This is a genomic window from Bradyrhizobium sp. 62 (genome assembly GCF_023073035.1).
In the GTDB taxonomy this organism is placed as follows: Bacteria; Pseudomonadota; Alphaproteobacteria; order Rhizobiales; family Xanthobacteraceae; genus Bradyrhizobium.
This window is the reverse complement of the sequence record NZ_JADPIT010000032.1, coordinates 526,365-539,540: the sequence shown is the minus strand read 5'-3', so window position 1 is coordinate 539,540 and position 13,176 is coordinate 526,365. Positions and strand designations below refer to the sequence as shown.

The 13,176-nt window shown below is 64.8% G+C and carries 11 protein-coding genes; 8 read left to right on the top strand and 3 right to left on the bottom strand.

Going from position 1 to position 13,176, the window contains the following annotated elements:
• Positions 1 to 112 precede the first annotated feature (112 nt).
• From IVB47_RS31860 to IVB47_RS31835, 6 genes are all read left to right on the top strand, one after another.
• Positions 113 to 778, top strand: coding sequence for a hypothetical protein (locus IVB47_RS31860; RefSeq protein WP_247467443.1), 666 nt, complete (start codon positions 113 to 115; stop codon positions 776 to 778).
• Between the two features lie 162 nt (positions 779 to 940).
• Positions 941 to 1,720, top strand: coding sequence for an enoyl-CoA hydratase (locus IVB47_RS31855; RefSeq protein ID WP_247467440.1), 780 nt, complete (start codon positions 941 to 943; stop codon positions 1,718 to 1,720).
• A 184-nt stretch (positions 1,721 to 1,904) separates the two neighbouring features.
• On the top strand, positions 1,905 to 3,335 hold the full coding sequence (locus IVB47_RS31850; protein WP_247467437.1) for a TolC family outer membrane protein: 1,431 nt from the start codon (positions 1,905 to 1,907) through the stop codon (positions 3,333 to 3,335).
• 25 nt (positions 3,336 to 3,360) lie between these two features.
• Positions 3,361 to 3,918, top strand: a complete 558-nt coding sequence (locus IVB47_RS31845) for a hypothetical protein (RefSeq protein WP_247467434.1) — start codon at positions 3,361 to 3,363, stop codon at positions 3,916 to 3,918.
• A gap of 51 nt (positions 3,919 to 3,969) precedes the next feature.
• A complete protein-coding gene (locus tag IVB47_RS31840) occupies positions 3,970 to 4,932 on the top strand; it encodes an amidohydrolase family protein (protein ID WP_247426087.1) in 963 nt (320 codons plus the stop codon).
• A 200-nt stretch (positions 4,933 to 5,132) separates the two neighbouring features.
• Complete coding sequence (locus tag IVB47_RS31835; protein WP_027569033.1) at positions 5,133 to 5,759, top strand: LysE family transporter; 627 nt, start codon at positions 5,133 to 5,135, stop codon at positions 5,757 to 5,759.
• A gap of 9 nt (positions 5,760 to 5,768) precedes the next feature.
• Here the strand turns inward: IVB47_RS31835 and IVB47_RS31830 are convergent, their stop codons facing one another.
• The 3 genes from IVB47_RS31830 to IVB47_RS31820 all read right to left on the bottom strand — a co-directional run bounded on the left by IVB47_RS31830 (position 5,769) and on the right by IVB47_RS31820 (position 11,726).
• Positions 5,769 to 8,885, bottom strand: coding sequence for a CusA/CzcA family heavy metal efflux RND transporter (locus tag IVB47_RS31830; RefSeq protein WP_247288732.1), 3,117 nt, complete (start codon positions 8,883 to 8,885; stop codon positions 5,769 to 5,771).
• A gap of 38 nt (positions 8,886 to 8,923) precedes the next feature.
• The gene (locus IVB47_RS31825; RefSeq protein ID WP_247467430.1) at positions 8,924 to 10,168 is read right to left on the bottom strand and encodes an efflux RND transporter periplasmic adaptor subunit; all 1,245 of its coding nucleotides are present in this window, start codon (positions 10,166 to 10,168) and stop codon (positions 8,924 to 8,926) included.
• A gap of 145 nt (positions 10,169 to 10,313) precedes the next feature.
• Complete coding sequence (locus tag IVB47_RS31820; RefSeq protein ID WP_247467427.1) at positions 10,314 to 11,726, bottom strand: CoA transferase; 1,413 nt, start codon at positions 11,724 to 11,726, stop codon at positions 10,314 to 10,316.
• A 54-nt stretch (positions 11,727 to 11,780) separates the two neighbouring features.
• On the opposite strand from IVB47_RS31820, the gene IVB47_RS31815 reads away from it, so the two are divergent.
• Together IVB47_RS31815 and IVB47_RS31810 are read left to right on the top strand one after the other, a co-directional pair.
• A complete protein-coding gene (locus IVB47_RS31815) occupies positions 11,781 to 12,068 on the top strand; it encodes a hypothetical protein (RefSeq protein ID WP_007593600.1) in 288 nt (95 codons plus the stop codon).
• 200 nt (positions 12,069 to 12,268) lie between these two features.
• On the top strand, positions 12,269 to 13,039 hold the full coding sequence (locus IVB47_RS31810; RefSeq protein ID WP_247467423.1) for an SDR family oxidoreductase: 771 nt from the start codon (positions 12,269 to 12,271) through the stop codon (positions 13,037 to 13,039).
• Positions 13,040 to 13,176 lie beyond the last annotated feature (137 nt).

Sequence of the window (13,176 nt, the reverse complement as noted above, 5' to 3'; positions counted from 1 at the left end):
TTGCCGCGCTTTTGCCCGGTGTGGCCCGAAGATTCCCATTTTCTGCCCCGCTGTCGTCACGCGCCAGGGTCTCTGTTCGGTCCGGGACGGGCGGACTTGGGGAGATGTCAACATGATGAAAGCCAGCGGGCGCGCGGCCCTGATTCTCCTGGCCGGGCTTTTCGTGCTGTTCGGGGGCGTTGCACAGGCGGCGCCGAGTTCAGCCGCTAGCAGCAAGTCGGACAATGCGAGCAAACAGGCGGACGAGGTCAAGCCGAGCAAGCAGCGGCGTCACACGTCGCGCCACCGCGACAACACCAAGACGGCGCAGAAATCCGACGACAAGGCCGACAAGAAGGACGCCGCGGCAACGGCCGACGAGGCGAAGGCCGACACTCGTGAGGTCCCGGCCTCGAGCCAGATGCCGCCGGAAGTCGCCAACGCCAATGCGCAGCTCGCCGCCGCCGATACGCCGACCGCGGCTGCCGCCTCAGCAATGACCGGCCGGGCCAACGACAACGTCCAGGCCGCGGCCGATAATACCGCCGGCCCGAACCCCGATAGCCAGGTCGTCGCACCCGATCAGCTCAACGATATCGACCGCGCCCTGCAACAGGACAACGCGCCGGCGCAGAAGGCGGTGATTGCCGCAATCGACGCGCAGCCGCGTCCGGCACCGGTGATGGCAAGCAGCCAGCAGAGCTCGGCCTGGGACCAGAGCTCCCTGATCGGAAAGATCTTCATCGGCGTCGGCACGCTGCTGACGCTGGCCTCCGCCGCGCGCATGTTCATGGCGTGACTTTGGCTTGATTACGGCCTGATCGCCGGCCCGCGGGACCTCGTCCGGAACGCGCATCTCGCCGCGTGTTCCGGCCGTTCCTGCTCCGATGGCTTTAGCGCCTCTTGAAGCCCACCGCGCCAGCGGGCACATTGCCCGCTCAACCAAAAGCGTGGGTGGAGCATGAGCACGTTCGAACACATCATCGTCGAAAGCAAAGGCGCGGTCGGCATCATCAAGCTGAATCGGCCGAAGCTGCTCAACGCACTCTCCTTTGGCGTCTTCCGCGAGATCGCCGCGGCCGTCGACGATCTCGAAGCCGATGACGGCATCGGCTGCATCGTCGTGACCGGCAGCGAGAAGGCATTTGCCGCCGGCGCCGACATCAAGGAGATGCAGCCGAAAGGCTTCATCGACATGTTCTCGGAGGATTTTGCCGCGATCGGCGGCGATCGGGTCGCGCGCTGCCGCAAGCCGACGATCGCCGCGGTCGCGGGTTATGCCCTCGGCGGCGGCTGCGAGCTCGCGATGATGTGCGACTTCATCATCGCCGCCGACACCGCCAAATTTGGCCAACCCGAAATCACCCTCGGCACCATCCCCGGCATCGGCGGCACCCAGCGCCTGACCCGTGCGATCGGCAAGTCCAAGGCGATGGACCTTTGCCTCACCGGCCGCATGATGGATGCAGCCGAAGCCGAGCGCAGCGGCCTCGTCAGCCGCATCGTGCCGGCCGACAAGCTGATGGAAGAGGTGATGGCCGCGGCCGAGAAGATCGCCGCGATGTCACGGCCCGCGGTCGCGATGGCCAAGGAAGCGGTCAACCGCGCCTTCGAGACCACGCTCGCCGAGGGCATGAGCGTCGAGCGCAACCTGTTCCACTCGACCTTCGCGCTGGAGGACCGCTCCGAGGGAATGGCGGCGTTCATCGAGAAGCGGAAGCCGGTGAACAAGAACCGGTAAGGAGGCGAGCGGTCAGGCTGGTGTAAGACTCTGCCTTTCCCGCAGAATCCCTGTGATGTAGCTGCAACAAGCACGGAATACATGGGGGTTTCCCCCGCGGCAGTTTGCCTGCGGGACCTCGGCTGGTTAAACAGTTAAGAGAGCCGCCGTCGGCGGGGGCGGACAGCCAGGATTTGCGGATTACATGATTGGGCGTGCCGCCAGAGCTGGTCGCGTGATGGCGCGGCATCGATCGGGCGTGGCTCCTGTGCTCGCGACATGGACCACGCTTGCGCTCTGTTGCGCCCTGCCCTCCGCCGCACGGGCGGAAGTGCTGCCGGAGGCGCTCGCCAAGGCCTACCAGACCAACCCGCAGCTCAATGCCGAACGTGCGCGGCAGCGGGCCACCGACGAGAACGTGCCGCAGGCGCTCGCCGGCTACCGGCCACAGATCGTGGCAAGCCTCAGCGCCGGGCTGCAATCGGTGCGCAATCTGCTGCCCGACAACACCATCCAGACCGCCAATCTGAAGCCATGGATCATCGGCGTCACCGTGTCGCAGACCCTGTTCAACGGTTTCCGCACCGCCAACAACGTGCGCGCCGCCGAACTCCAGGTGCAGTCTGGCCGCGAGGCGCTGCGCAACGTCGGCCAGGGCGTGCTGCTCGACGCGGTCACCGCCTACACCAATGTCCTCGCCAACCAGTCGCTGGTCGAGGCGCAGCGCTCCAACGTCGCCTTCCTGCGCGAAACGCTCTCGGTCACCCAGCGGCGCCTCAACGCCGGCGACGTCACGCCGACCGACAGCGCTCAGGCCGAGGCGCGGCTCAACCGCGGACTTTCCGATCTCAACGCCGCCGAAGTCGCGCTGGCGGTGAGCCAGGCGATCTACGCGCAGGTGATCGGCAATGCGCCGTCGCAGCTTCGCGCCGCCGAAGTCGTCGACCGCTATCTGCCGAAGAGCCGCGAAGACGCGCTGACGATGGCGATCCGCCAGCACCCGGCGGTGATGGCGGCGGGCTTCGACGTTGATGTCGCCTCCACCAACATCCGCGTCGCCGAAGGCGCGCTGCTGCCGAGCGCCAGCGTCCAGGGCAGCGCCAGCAAGAGCCGCAACAACGACCCGACGCTCGGCACCTTCGCCGAAGATCAGGCCTCGATCGTCGCGAATGTCACCGTGCCGATCTACGACGGCGGCCAGGCCGCCGCACAGACCCGGCAGGCCAAGGAGATCACGGCGCAGAGCCGGCTCGTGCTCGACCAGGTGCGCAACCAGGCGCGCACGGCGGCGGTCAGCGCGTGGGTTGCCAACGAAGGCGCCAAGATTGCGGTCTCGGCCTCGGAGTCCGAAGTGAAGGCGGCGACCGTCGCGCTCCAGGGCGTGCAGCGCGAGGCCGCGGGTGGACAGCGCACGACGGTGGATGTGCTGAACTCGCAGGCCGATTTGATCCAGGCCAAGGCCCGCCTGATCGGCGCCAATCGCGACCGCGTAATCGCCTCCTACACGCTGCTCAGCGCCGTCGGCCATCTCGACGTCAAGACCTTGAGCCTGAACACGCCGGACTATCTGCCCGAGGTGCACTACCAGCAAGTCCGCGACGCCTGGCACGGTCTGCGCACGCCGTCCGGGCAGTAGCTTCAAATCGTCCGCCTTGGTGCCGATGAAAAGCCGCCGCATCCATCTGATGGGCGCCTCCGGCTCCGGCGTGACGACGATCGGTCGCGCGCTCGCCGGCAGGCTTGCGCTGCCGCATCACGACAGCGATGATTATTTCTGGCTGCCGACGGCGCCGCCCTACCAGACGACACGCCCTGCCGCCGAGCGTTTGCGCCTGATGCGCGAGATGTTTTTGCCGCGGCTCGATTGGGTGCTGAGCGGAACCGTCACCGGCTGGGGCGACGAGCTCGTCCCATTCTTCGATCTCGTCGTCTTTGTGACGACGCCGCGCGAGCTTCGCTTGCAGCGCCTGCGTGACCGCGAGGCTACGCATTTCGGAGCGGATGCCGCCGCACAGGGCGGCTGGCGTCATGAGGAGGCGGAGTCGTTCGTCGACTGGGCCTCGCACTACGAAGCCGGCGACCGCGACGGCCGCAGTCTCGCAAAAGATGAAGCGTGGCTCGCGAAGCTGCCTTGCCCGGTCGTGCGCGTCGACGGCTCACGCCCGCTTGCGGACCTCGTCGAGCAGCTATGCAGCGAAGCGCAGCGGCTGCCGGGCTGATGTGATACTGTCCCGACGCCACCGCCAAATAACAAAACGGGGAGAGAAACCATGCTCAGCCGACGCAGCGTCCTGCTTGCCTCCCTTGCCGCCGGAGTTGCCATGTCCAACAAAGCCCACGCACGTGCCGCGCAGCCCGCGACGCCAGTTAATTTCGACGTCCCGGCCCATGCCTGCGACTGTCACACCCACATCCATGGCGATGTCGAAAAATTTCCGTTCTTCGCGGGCCGCGTCTACACGCCGGAGCCGGCTTCGCCGGAGGAAATGGCCGCGTTGCACAAGGCGCTGCATATCGAGCGCGTTGTGATCGTGACGCCGAGTGTCTACGGCACCGATAACGCCTCCACCCTGTTCGGCATGAAGGCGCGTGGCGCGGCCGCGCGCGGGGTGGCCGTGATTGACGACAAAACGACCGAGGCCCAGCTCGATACCATGCAGGCGGACGGCTTTCGCGGTGTCCGCCTCAATCTCGCGACCGGCGGCGTCAACGACCCCAATGTCGGCCGGCCGCGTTTCACCGCCGCAGTCGAGCGCATGAAGGCGCGCGGCTGGCACGTGCAGCTCTACACCACGCTTCCGATGATCTCGGCGATCAAGGACCTCGTCGAGACGGCGCCAGTACCCGTTGTCTTCGACCATTTCGGCGGCCTCGAGGCCTCGCTTGGGCTGGAGCAGCCGGGATTTTCCGATCTGGTCGCGCTGGTGAAATCCGGCAAGGCCTATGTCAAGATTTCCGGCGCCTATCGCTCCTCCAAGCTCGCGCCCGACTATCAGGACATGGTGCCCTATGCCCGCGCACTGATCGCGGCGAATGCGGACCGCATCGTCTGGGGCACGGACTGGCCGCATCCGGATTCGAGCCGTGTCGAGGGACGCAAAGCCACCGACATCGCGCCGCTCTACCAGATCGACGACGGCCGCCTGCTCAACCAGCTTCCGGTGTGGGCGCCGGATGCGGATGTGCGCAAGAAGATCCTGGTCGACAACCCGGCGCAACTTTACGGATTCTGAGTCGCGCCAAGCGCAATTCGGTTCAACGACCGCGACACGGTTCCACAGTGAGGCGTGGAACTGTTGTCGCGAAGGCACAAACCCGTTGGACTCACACGAACGTGTTTGTGCTCTCGTTCGTTTCTCACCCTTCTGGTTGAGGCGGCGATTCTTTTTCAGGGCTACGCACACGCACAGATTTCATTTGTTCGTGCGGGTGCATGCCTTTATCGCATTATCTTGCCGCGCTTTTTTCCGGCATTGGAATTGGTTTTACCGTCGCCGCCCCCATCGGACCGATGGGCATGCTGTGCATTCAGCGCACATTGGCATCAGGCATGGCCACGGGCCTCGCGACCGGCTTCGGCGCCGCGACCGTGCATCTCACTTACAGCGCCCTCGCGGTTTTGGGCCTGGGCTCGCTTGCACAGCCCTGGGTCGAGGCCAATGCCGCCAGCTTCGGCATCGTCTCGGCGCTTACGCTGCTGTGGTTCGCGATCCGAACCCATCGCGGCTCGGTCGCACTCCAGGCGACCGACGACATCGACAACGTGCATCTGGCGCGCGCCTATCTCAGCGCCATCGCGCTTGGGTTCACCAATCCGCTGACCGTCATCCTGTTTCTGGCTGCGCTGCACGCCTTCTCTATGCAGGCCGCGGCAGCCCCGCTGATCGCCGGTGTCTTCGTCGGTTCCGCAATCTGGTGGACCGTGCTCAGCACGATCGTGGCAACGGCGCGGTCACGGCTGACGCCGCGCATGCTGTCGATGAGCAGTCGGTTGGCCAGCCTGATGCTGCTGGGCCTCGGCACCATGATGCTGGTGCGGATCGCGCAGCGGATGCTGTGATCGGCGGCGTCAGCGTGCGCGGCGGGAGAAGAAGGAGATCAACACCGGCAGCGTCACCAGGATCACGATCGGGGCGAGCATCATGCCTGTCACGACGACGACCGCGAGCGGCTTCTGCACCTGCGAGCCGATGCCTTCCGACAGCGCGGCCGGCAATAGGCCGATGCCGGCGACGACGCAGGTCATCAGCACCGGCCGAAGCTGCAATTCGCCGGTGCGTATCACCGCGCTCATGCGGTCCATGCCCTCTTCGATGAGCTGGTTGAACTGCGACAGGATGATGATGCCGTCCATCACGGCGATACCGAACAGCGCGATGAAGCCGATCGCCGCCGAGACACTGAAGGCGGTGCCGGTGATCAAAAGACCGAGCACGCCGCCGAAGATCGCCATCGGGATCACGCTCATGGCGAGCAGCGTGTCGGTCATCGAGCCGAAATTGAACCAGAGCAGGACGCCGATCAGCGCCAGCGAGATCGGCACCACGATCGACAATCGCCGGATCGCGTCCTGGAGATTGCCGAATTCTCCGACCCAGTCCATGTGCGCGCCGGGCGGCAGCTGCACCTGATCGGCGATCTTCTGCTGCGCCTCGCGGATGGCGCTACCGAGGTCGCGTTCACGCACCGAGAACTTGATCGGCAGATAGCGTTCCTGCTGCTCGCGATAAATGTAGGCCGCACCCGAGACGAGGCTGATGCTGGCGACCTCGCTCAGGGGGATCTGCGTGACGGTGCCGTTTGGTCCGGGCGCGCCGATCCGCAAATTCTGGATCGCCTCGGCGCTCCTGCGGAATTCCGGCGCGAGACGAACGATGATCGGAAAGTGGCGGTCGCTTCCCGCCTCGTAGATGTCTCCGGCGGTGTCGCCGCCGATCGCGACCTTGATGGTGGCGTTGATGTCACCCGGCGCGAGGCCGTAGCGCGCGGCCTTGGCACGGTTGATGTCGATCTGGATGGTCGGCTGCCCGAGTGAGGTGAACACCGCAAGATCGGTGACGCCCTGCACGGTTGACAGCACCGACTTGATCTTGTTGGCGGTGTCGGTCAGCGCCTGGAGGTCGCTGCCGAACAGCTTGATCGAGTTCTCGCCCTTCACGCCGGAGACGGCTTCGGAGACGTTGTCCTGGAGATATTGCGAGAAGTTGAACTCGACGCCGGGGAAGCGATCGTCAAGCTGCTTGAGCAGTTGCGCGGTCAGCTCTTCCTTGTCGCGGGTGCCGGGCCATTGGCTGGCGGGCTTGAGCGGCGCGAAGAACTCGGCGTTGAAGAAGCCGGCCGCGTCGGTGCCGTCATCGGGGCGGCCGTGCTGCGACACCACGGATTCCACTTCAGGCCGCGCGCGGATCACCTTGCGCATCTCGTTGACGTAGGAGTTGCCTTCCTGAAGCGAGATGGTCGGCGGCAGCGTGGCGCGGATCCAGAGATTGCCCTCCTCCAGCTTCGGCAGGAATTCGAGGCCAAGCAACCGGCTGAGCGCAACCGTCATCAGCACGAGGCCGAACGCGCCACCGAGCATGATGCCGCGGTTGGCGACCGCCCAATGCAGCACCGGCATGTAGATCCGATGCAGGATCAGCATCACCTTGGTCTCGGTCTCCCTGACATGCGCGGGCAGGATGATCGCGGACAGCGCCGGGGTGACGGTGAAGGTCGCAAGCAATCCACCGGCCAGCGCGTAGGCATAGGTGCGCGCCATCGGTCCGAAGATGTTGCCCTCGACGCCGGAGAGCGTGAACAGCGGCAGGAAGGCCGCGATGATGATCGCCGCGGCGAAGAAGATCGAACGGGAGACATCGGCCGCCGCGCTGAGGATGGCGTGGCTTTTCATGCCGAACAGCGTCTCGGACGACATCTGCTCGGATTCCGACATCGGCGTCGTCTGCGTCAGGCGCCGGAAGATCGCCTCCACCATGATGACGGTGGCATCGACGATCAGGCCGAAATCGATCGCACCGACCGACAGCAGGTTCGCCGATTCCCCGCGCAGCACCAGGATGATCACCGCGAAGAACAACGCGAACGGAATGGTGGCGCCGACGATCAGCGCACTGCGGAGATCGCCGAGAAAGATCCACTGCAGCAGCACGATCAAGAGAATGCCGACCACCATGTTATGCAGCACGGTGTGGGTGGTGAGCTCAATCAGGTCGCCGCGGTCGTAGATGCGTTCGATGCGCACGCCGGGCGGCAGGATGCTGGACTCGTTGATGGTTTGAACGAGCTGGTGGACGCGCTTGATGGTTGGCGAGCTCTGCTCGCCGCGGCGCATCAGGACGATGCCTTGCACGATGTCGTCGGACTCATCGAGGCCGGCAATGCCGAGACGTGGCTTCTGGCCGACGGTGACGGTGGCGACGTCCTTGACCAGCACCGGATTGCCATTGGTCTGCGAGACCATGGTGTTGGCGAGGTCGTCGATCGAGCGGATCAGGCCGACGCCACGCACCACGGCCGATTGCTGACCGATATTGACGGTGTTACCGCCGACATTGACGTTGGAATTGCCGACCGCCTGGAGCAATTGCGGCAGCGTCAGGCCGTTGGCGACCAGCTTGTTGAAGTCGACCTGGAGCTCGTAGGTCTTGCTCTTGCCGCCCCAGCCGGTGACGTCGATCACGCCGGGCACGGCACGGAAGCGCCGCTGGAGAATCCAGTCCTGGATGGTCTTGAGGTCGAGCACGCTGTAGTTCGGCGGACCGACGAGACGGTAGCGGAAAATTTCGCCAATCGGGCTGAGCGGCGAGATCTGCGGCTGCACGTTGCCGGGCAGCGGCGCGAGCTGCGCCAGGCGGTTCAAGACCTGCTGCAACGCCTCGTCATAGGTGTAGGCGAAAGAGAACTGCAGTTTGACGTCGGAGAGGCCGTAGAGCGAGATGGTGCGAATGGTCGTCACGTTCTTCAGACCCGCGACCTGGGTCTCGATCGGAATCGTGATATAGCGCTCGATCTCCTCCGCCGACAGGCCCGGACTCTGCGTCACGATGTCGACCATCGGCGGGGTCGGATCGGGATAAGCCTCGATGTTGAGCTGGTTGAACGCGATCAGGCCGCCGATGAGCACGGCGACGAACATCCCGACCATCAGGAAGCGCCGGTTGACGGCAAGGGCGACGAGGCGATCCATTCAGGTCTTCAGCTTGTCTTTTTTTCCCGGCCCGTCGGTCAGCTGCCGGACGCCGCGCGGTCGATGAACAGGCTGCCTTTGGTGACCACCTGCTCGCCGGGCTTCAGATTGCTGGTGACCTCGACGAGATTGCCATTGATGAGACCGATCTTGATCTCGCGCAGCTCGACCGACTTGTCCTCGCGTGCCACCCAGAGGCGGACCTTGTCGGCTTCGTAGATCAAGGCCTGCTTCGGTACAGCCGGCGCGGCGCGATCGCCGGACGAATAGATCGTGACGTTCGCGAACATCTCCGGCTTCAGCAGACCGTCCTTGTTGTCGATGGTGGCGCGGACCAGCAGGCGGCGGGTGTTCGGATCGATCGCGGCGGCGACGTAGTTGACCTTGGCGGTCAAGGGACGGCCCGGCAGCGCCATCACGTTGACGGTGATGTCCTGCCCGATGCACACGGCAGCCGCATCGCTCTCGCGCACGAAGGCGGTGAGCCAGACCGTGGAGAGGTCGCCGACGACGAAGACCGGATCGCTGGCGCCCGAATTGACGTACTGGCCGGGGCCGATCTTACGCTGCACGACCGTGCCCGCGATCGGCGAATAGATAGTGACTTCCGGATTGATGACGCCCTTGTCCTGGAACGCCTTGATGGTCTCGTCGGTGAAGCCGAGGATACGCAGCTTGTTGCGCGCGGCTTCCAGCGCCGTTGCCGATGAGCGCATGTCGTTCTGCGCCTGAACCTGGGTCGCTTCCGCCTGCTGATAGTCCTTCAGGGGGATGGCATGGCCCTCGTAGAGGTCCTTGGCGCGCTTGAACTGGATGTCGGCAAGATCGATCGCCGACTTCGCCTTGTTCTGCGAGCTCATCGCCGCAATGAAATCGTTCTGGGCCTGCACGGTGTCGGCGGCCTCGATCGTGAACAGCGGTTGACCTTGCTTCAGCACCTCGCCGGGCTTGGCGAGCAGCTTGGTCACCCGGCCCGCATAGGGCGAGAACACCGGCGTCGAACGGTCCTCGTCGACTGCGACCTTGCCCTCGGTGACATACTCGGCGCGGAAGGTCTTGGCCTTGACCGGCTCGATCGTCAGCGTCGCCCATTCCGACGGCGTCGGCGTGAAGTTCTGCGCATTCCTGCGCGACTGGCTGGAGATCTCGGAGTGGTTCTTCTCCTTCGCTCCCGCATGGAGGAAGCCGTAAGCCCCGGCACCGGCAAGAGCTAGTAAAACTACGGATGTAATTACCCGTTGTTTTGTAAGCACCTGCAATCGCTTGGTATTTTCAACTACCATGGGGCCCGGTCATGTCTGCGATGATACCAGCGGATGCCGGCGTCATCGGTCGCGCTAATAGTGCCGAATTGTGATTTCAAACAACCTAAAAAACGCCGCGCGCCTTTCGGTTTGCGTTAAAAATTTGCGACACGTCAGCTTCACGTCAGTTTGTCACCGGCCACTCTGCCGGATGACTGCCGAGCGGCATCGCCGGACGGCTCCATTGCGCCGGCGTCTTCGACAGCAGCGCTGAATGGCGCACCGCCTTCAACGTGCCGAAGCCAGATGGCATGCTCTCGATGAATGCAGCGTGTACGGCCTCGCCCGTAATATCCGGGGTATTCAGGCCATTTTCGAGCCGTCCGAGATTCCACAGCCAGCGCCCGGTCTGCGCCAGCGATACGCGCACGTGCCAGCTGCCGCCTTCGCGGGCCTGGCGGGCCTTGGCCATCATCGCGCCGAACGCCATCAGATAGCCGGTGGCGTGGTCGAGCATCTGCGCCGGCAATTCCTTCGGTCCATCGATGCCGGCAGCCTGTCCCTCGGCATGGTTGAAGCCGGTCGTGGTCTGCACGAGCGAATCGAAGCCGCGCCGCCCCGCCCAGGGACCGGCATGGCCATAGGCCGACAGCGTCACGTAGACGATGCCGGGATTGATTTTTGCCGCGTCCTCGGGCGTAAAGCCGAGAGCGGCGAGCGCGCGCGGGCGATAGCCTTGTGAGAAGATGTCGGCGTCCTTCAACAGCGCGCGCATCTGCGCTCTCCCCGCCTTGCTCTTCAGCTCGATGAAGGTGGTGAGCTTGCCGCGGCCGGTGTCGATGGTCAGCCACGGAATGGCCGGTAGTTCGGGGCCTGACACGAGCAGCACATCCGCGCCGTGCGCAGCGAGCGTGCGGCCGGCGATGGGTCCCGCGATGACGCGGGAGAGATCAAGCACGCGCAGGCCCGAGAGCGGGCGATCGCCTTTTGGCAATCGTTGCGGCCATGGCTTCGGCGGGGCCTCGCCAATCTTCTCGATCGAGACCAGCGGCAATTCGGCGAGCGCGCGGGCCTGCGGCAGCGCCGACCATTCGTCGTAGGAGCGCATCAGGGCAACGACGCCGCCCGCAGCGTAAGCCGCAGTCTCGAAATCCTCGCCCTTCCATTGCATCAATGCGGCCTGCACCTTCTCGCGCTCGGGTTCGCAGCCGAGCACCTTGCAGACGGCGTCGCGATGATGCGGGAAATTGGTGTGGCAGCGGACGAAGCGGTTGTCGCCGGTTCTGTAGACGCCGGCGATGGCATCCCAGGCGGGCGGCGGCGGCTTGTCGTCGACGCGCAAGTAGCGCTCGGAGCGGCATTCGGCGACGGCATGGCGCAGTTCGACGCTGACGTCCTGCGCTTCGCCGCTGCGCAATCTCCAGATTTCGGCGGCGGCAAGGCCGGCGGCGGCGATAGTCGTTTGGCCGGCAATTGCGACGCGAAACGAGGACGGGATCTGCGGCTCCTCGCCCGTCAGCCGCACGCGCGCGAGCGCGGCGGCGTCACCACCGGCGGAGGTCCAGATGCCACTGAGAATTTCGGTGGGGCTTTGCATGACCCTTCTCTCCCTTTAGTTTGCGACCATCGCATTAGCACACAAGGACATGCAATGGCCGCCATCGATCCTCTCACCGCAGGCGCCGTGTTCATCGCAACGGCGGCCACCGACGCGGTCTATGTCATGTTCACCTCGGCCGTGATCGCGCGCAAGCGCGTGCCCGCGGCGAACTGGAGCGCGGTCTGGTACATGCTCTCCTCCTATGCGGTGATCAGCTACACCGAAAACGCTTTCTATGTGGCTTTCGCGGCGATCGGCTCCTGGGCCGGCGCCTACGTCTCACTGACATTCCTGCACCGCCCGCCCGGCGGCCCGCCGGTGGGGGCGGCACCGGAGTGAGGGCCGCTGTTTCCACACGCCATTGCGAGCGAAGCGAAGCAATCCAGGCTGCGAGCGAAGCGAAGCAATCCAGAGTCTTTCCGCGGTGGCATTCCGGATTGCTTGGTCGCAAGAGCTCCTCGCAATGACGATGTGGAGGCTTTTGGGCGTCTCTCGAAACAGCTACACTCGCTGCGACCAACAAAAAAGGAAACCAAACAATGGATCTCGGTCTCAAGGGCAAGAACGCCGTCGTACTTGGCGGGACGCGCGGCATCGGGCGGGCGATTGCGGCGACGCTGGCCGGCGAAGGCAGCAATGTCGCGGTGTGTGCACGCAACGCGGACCAGGTTGCCGCCACCGTTACGGAGTTGAAGGCCAGCGGGATCCGCGCGACCGGCAGTCCGGTCGACGTCACGGACGGCGCGGCACTGAAATCCTGGATCGAGAATGCTGCAAAGGAGCTTGGCGGCATCGACATGCTGTTCTCCAACGCGGGCGCGATGGCGCAAGGCCATGATGCCGCATCGTGGGAACAGAATTTTCGGCTCGACCTGCTCGGCGCCGTGCATGCGTTCGACGCCGCGCGGCCGTTCCTCGAGGCCAGCGGTGCAAGCAGCGGCGATGCCGCTTTCGTGATCATCTCATCGATCTCCGCGGCGCAAGCGGATACGGCGAGCTCCTACGGCCCGATCAAGGCTGCGTTGATCCACATGTCCAAGGGGCTGGCACGGCAGTACGCGAAGAAGAAGATCCGCGTCAACGTGGTCTCGCCAGGCACGGTCTATTTCAAGGGCGGCGTCTGGAATACGATCGAGCAGAACATGCCCGAGCGCTACAATGATGCGATGAAGCGCAACCCCACCGGCCGCATGGCGACGCCGCAGGAGATCGCGAGCGCAGCGGTGTTTCTGGCGAGCCCGGTGTCGGGGTTCACCACGGGCTCCAATCTCGTCGTGGATGGGGCGATCTCGAACCGGGTGAATTTTTGAGGCCACGCTGTCATCGCCCGGCTGACCGGGCGATCCAGTATTCCGAGGCGACTGAATCGTGAAGCCGCGGCGTACTGGATACCCCGCCTCCGCGGGGTATGACGACTGAGAGTGAGGCGCGCGATCGCTTCAACAAA

Excerpts from the sequence above, each read along its gene's own strand:
- IVB47_RS31860 (WP_247467443.1), top strand. The coding sequence starts at position 113 with ATGATGAAAGCCAGCGGGCGCGCGGCCCTGATTCTCCTGGCCGGGCTT.
- IVB47_RS31855 (WP_247467440.1), top strand. The coding sequence starts at position 941 with ATGAGCACGTTCGAACACATCATCGTCGAAAGCAAAGGCGCGGTCGGC.
- IVB47_RS31850 (WP_247467437.1), top strand. The coding sequence starts at position 1,905 with ATGATTGGGCGTGCCGCCAGAGCTGGTCGCGTGATGGCGCGGCATCGA.
- IVB47_RS31845 (WP_247467434.1), top strand. The coding sequence starts at position 3,361 with ATGAAAAGCCGCCGCATCCATCTGATGGGCGCCTCCGGCTCCGGCGTG.
- IVB47_RS31840 (WP_247426087.1), top strand. The coding sequence starts at position 3,970 with ATGCTCAGCCGACGCAGCGTCCTGCTTGCCTCCCTTGCCGCCGGAGTT.
- IVB47_RS31835 (WP_027569033.1), top strand. The coding sequence starts at position 5,133 with ATGCCTTTATCGCATTATCTTGCCGCGCTTTTTTCCGGCATTGGAATT.
- IVB47_RS31830 (WP_247288732.1), bottom strand. The coding sequence starts at position 8,885 with ATGGATCGCCTCGTCGCCCTTGCCGTCAACCGGCGCTTCCTGATGGTC.
- IVB47_RS31825 (WP_247467430.1), bottom strand. The coding sequence starts at position 10,168 with ATGGTAGTTGAAAATACCAAGCGATTGCAGGTGCTTACAAAACAACGG.
- IVB47_RS31820 (WP_247467427.1), bottom strand. The coding sequence starts at position 11,726 with ATGCAAAGCCCCACCGAAATTCTCAGTGGCATCTGGACCTCCGCCGGT.
- IVB47_RS31815 (WP_007593600.1), top strand. The coding sequence starts at position 11,781 with ATGGCCGCCATCGATCCTCTCACCGCAGGCGCCGTGTTCATCGCAACG.
- IVB47_RS31810 (WP_247467423.1), top strand. The coding sequence starts at position 12,269 with ATGGATCTCGGTCTCAAGGGCAAGAACGCCGTCGTACTTGGCGGGACG.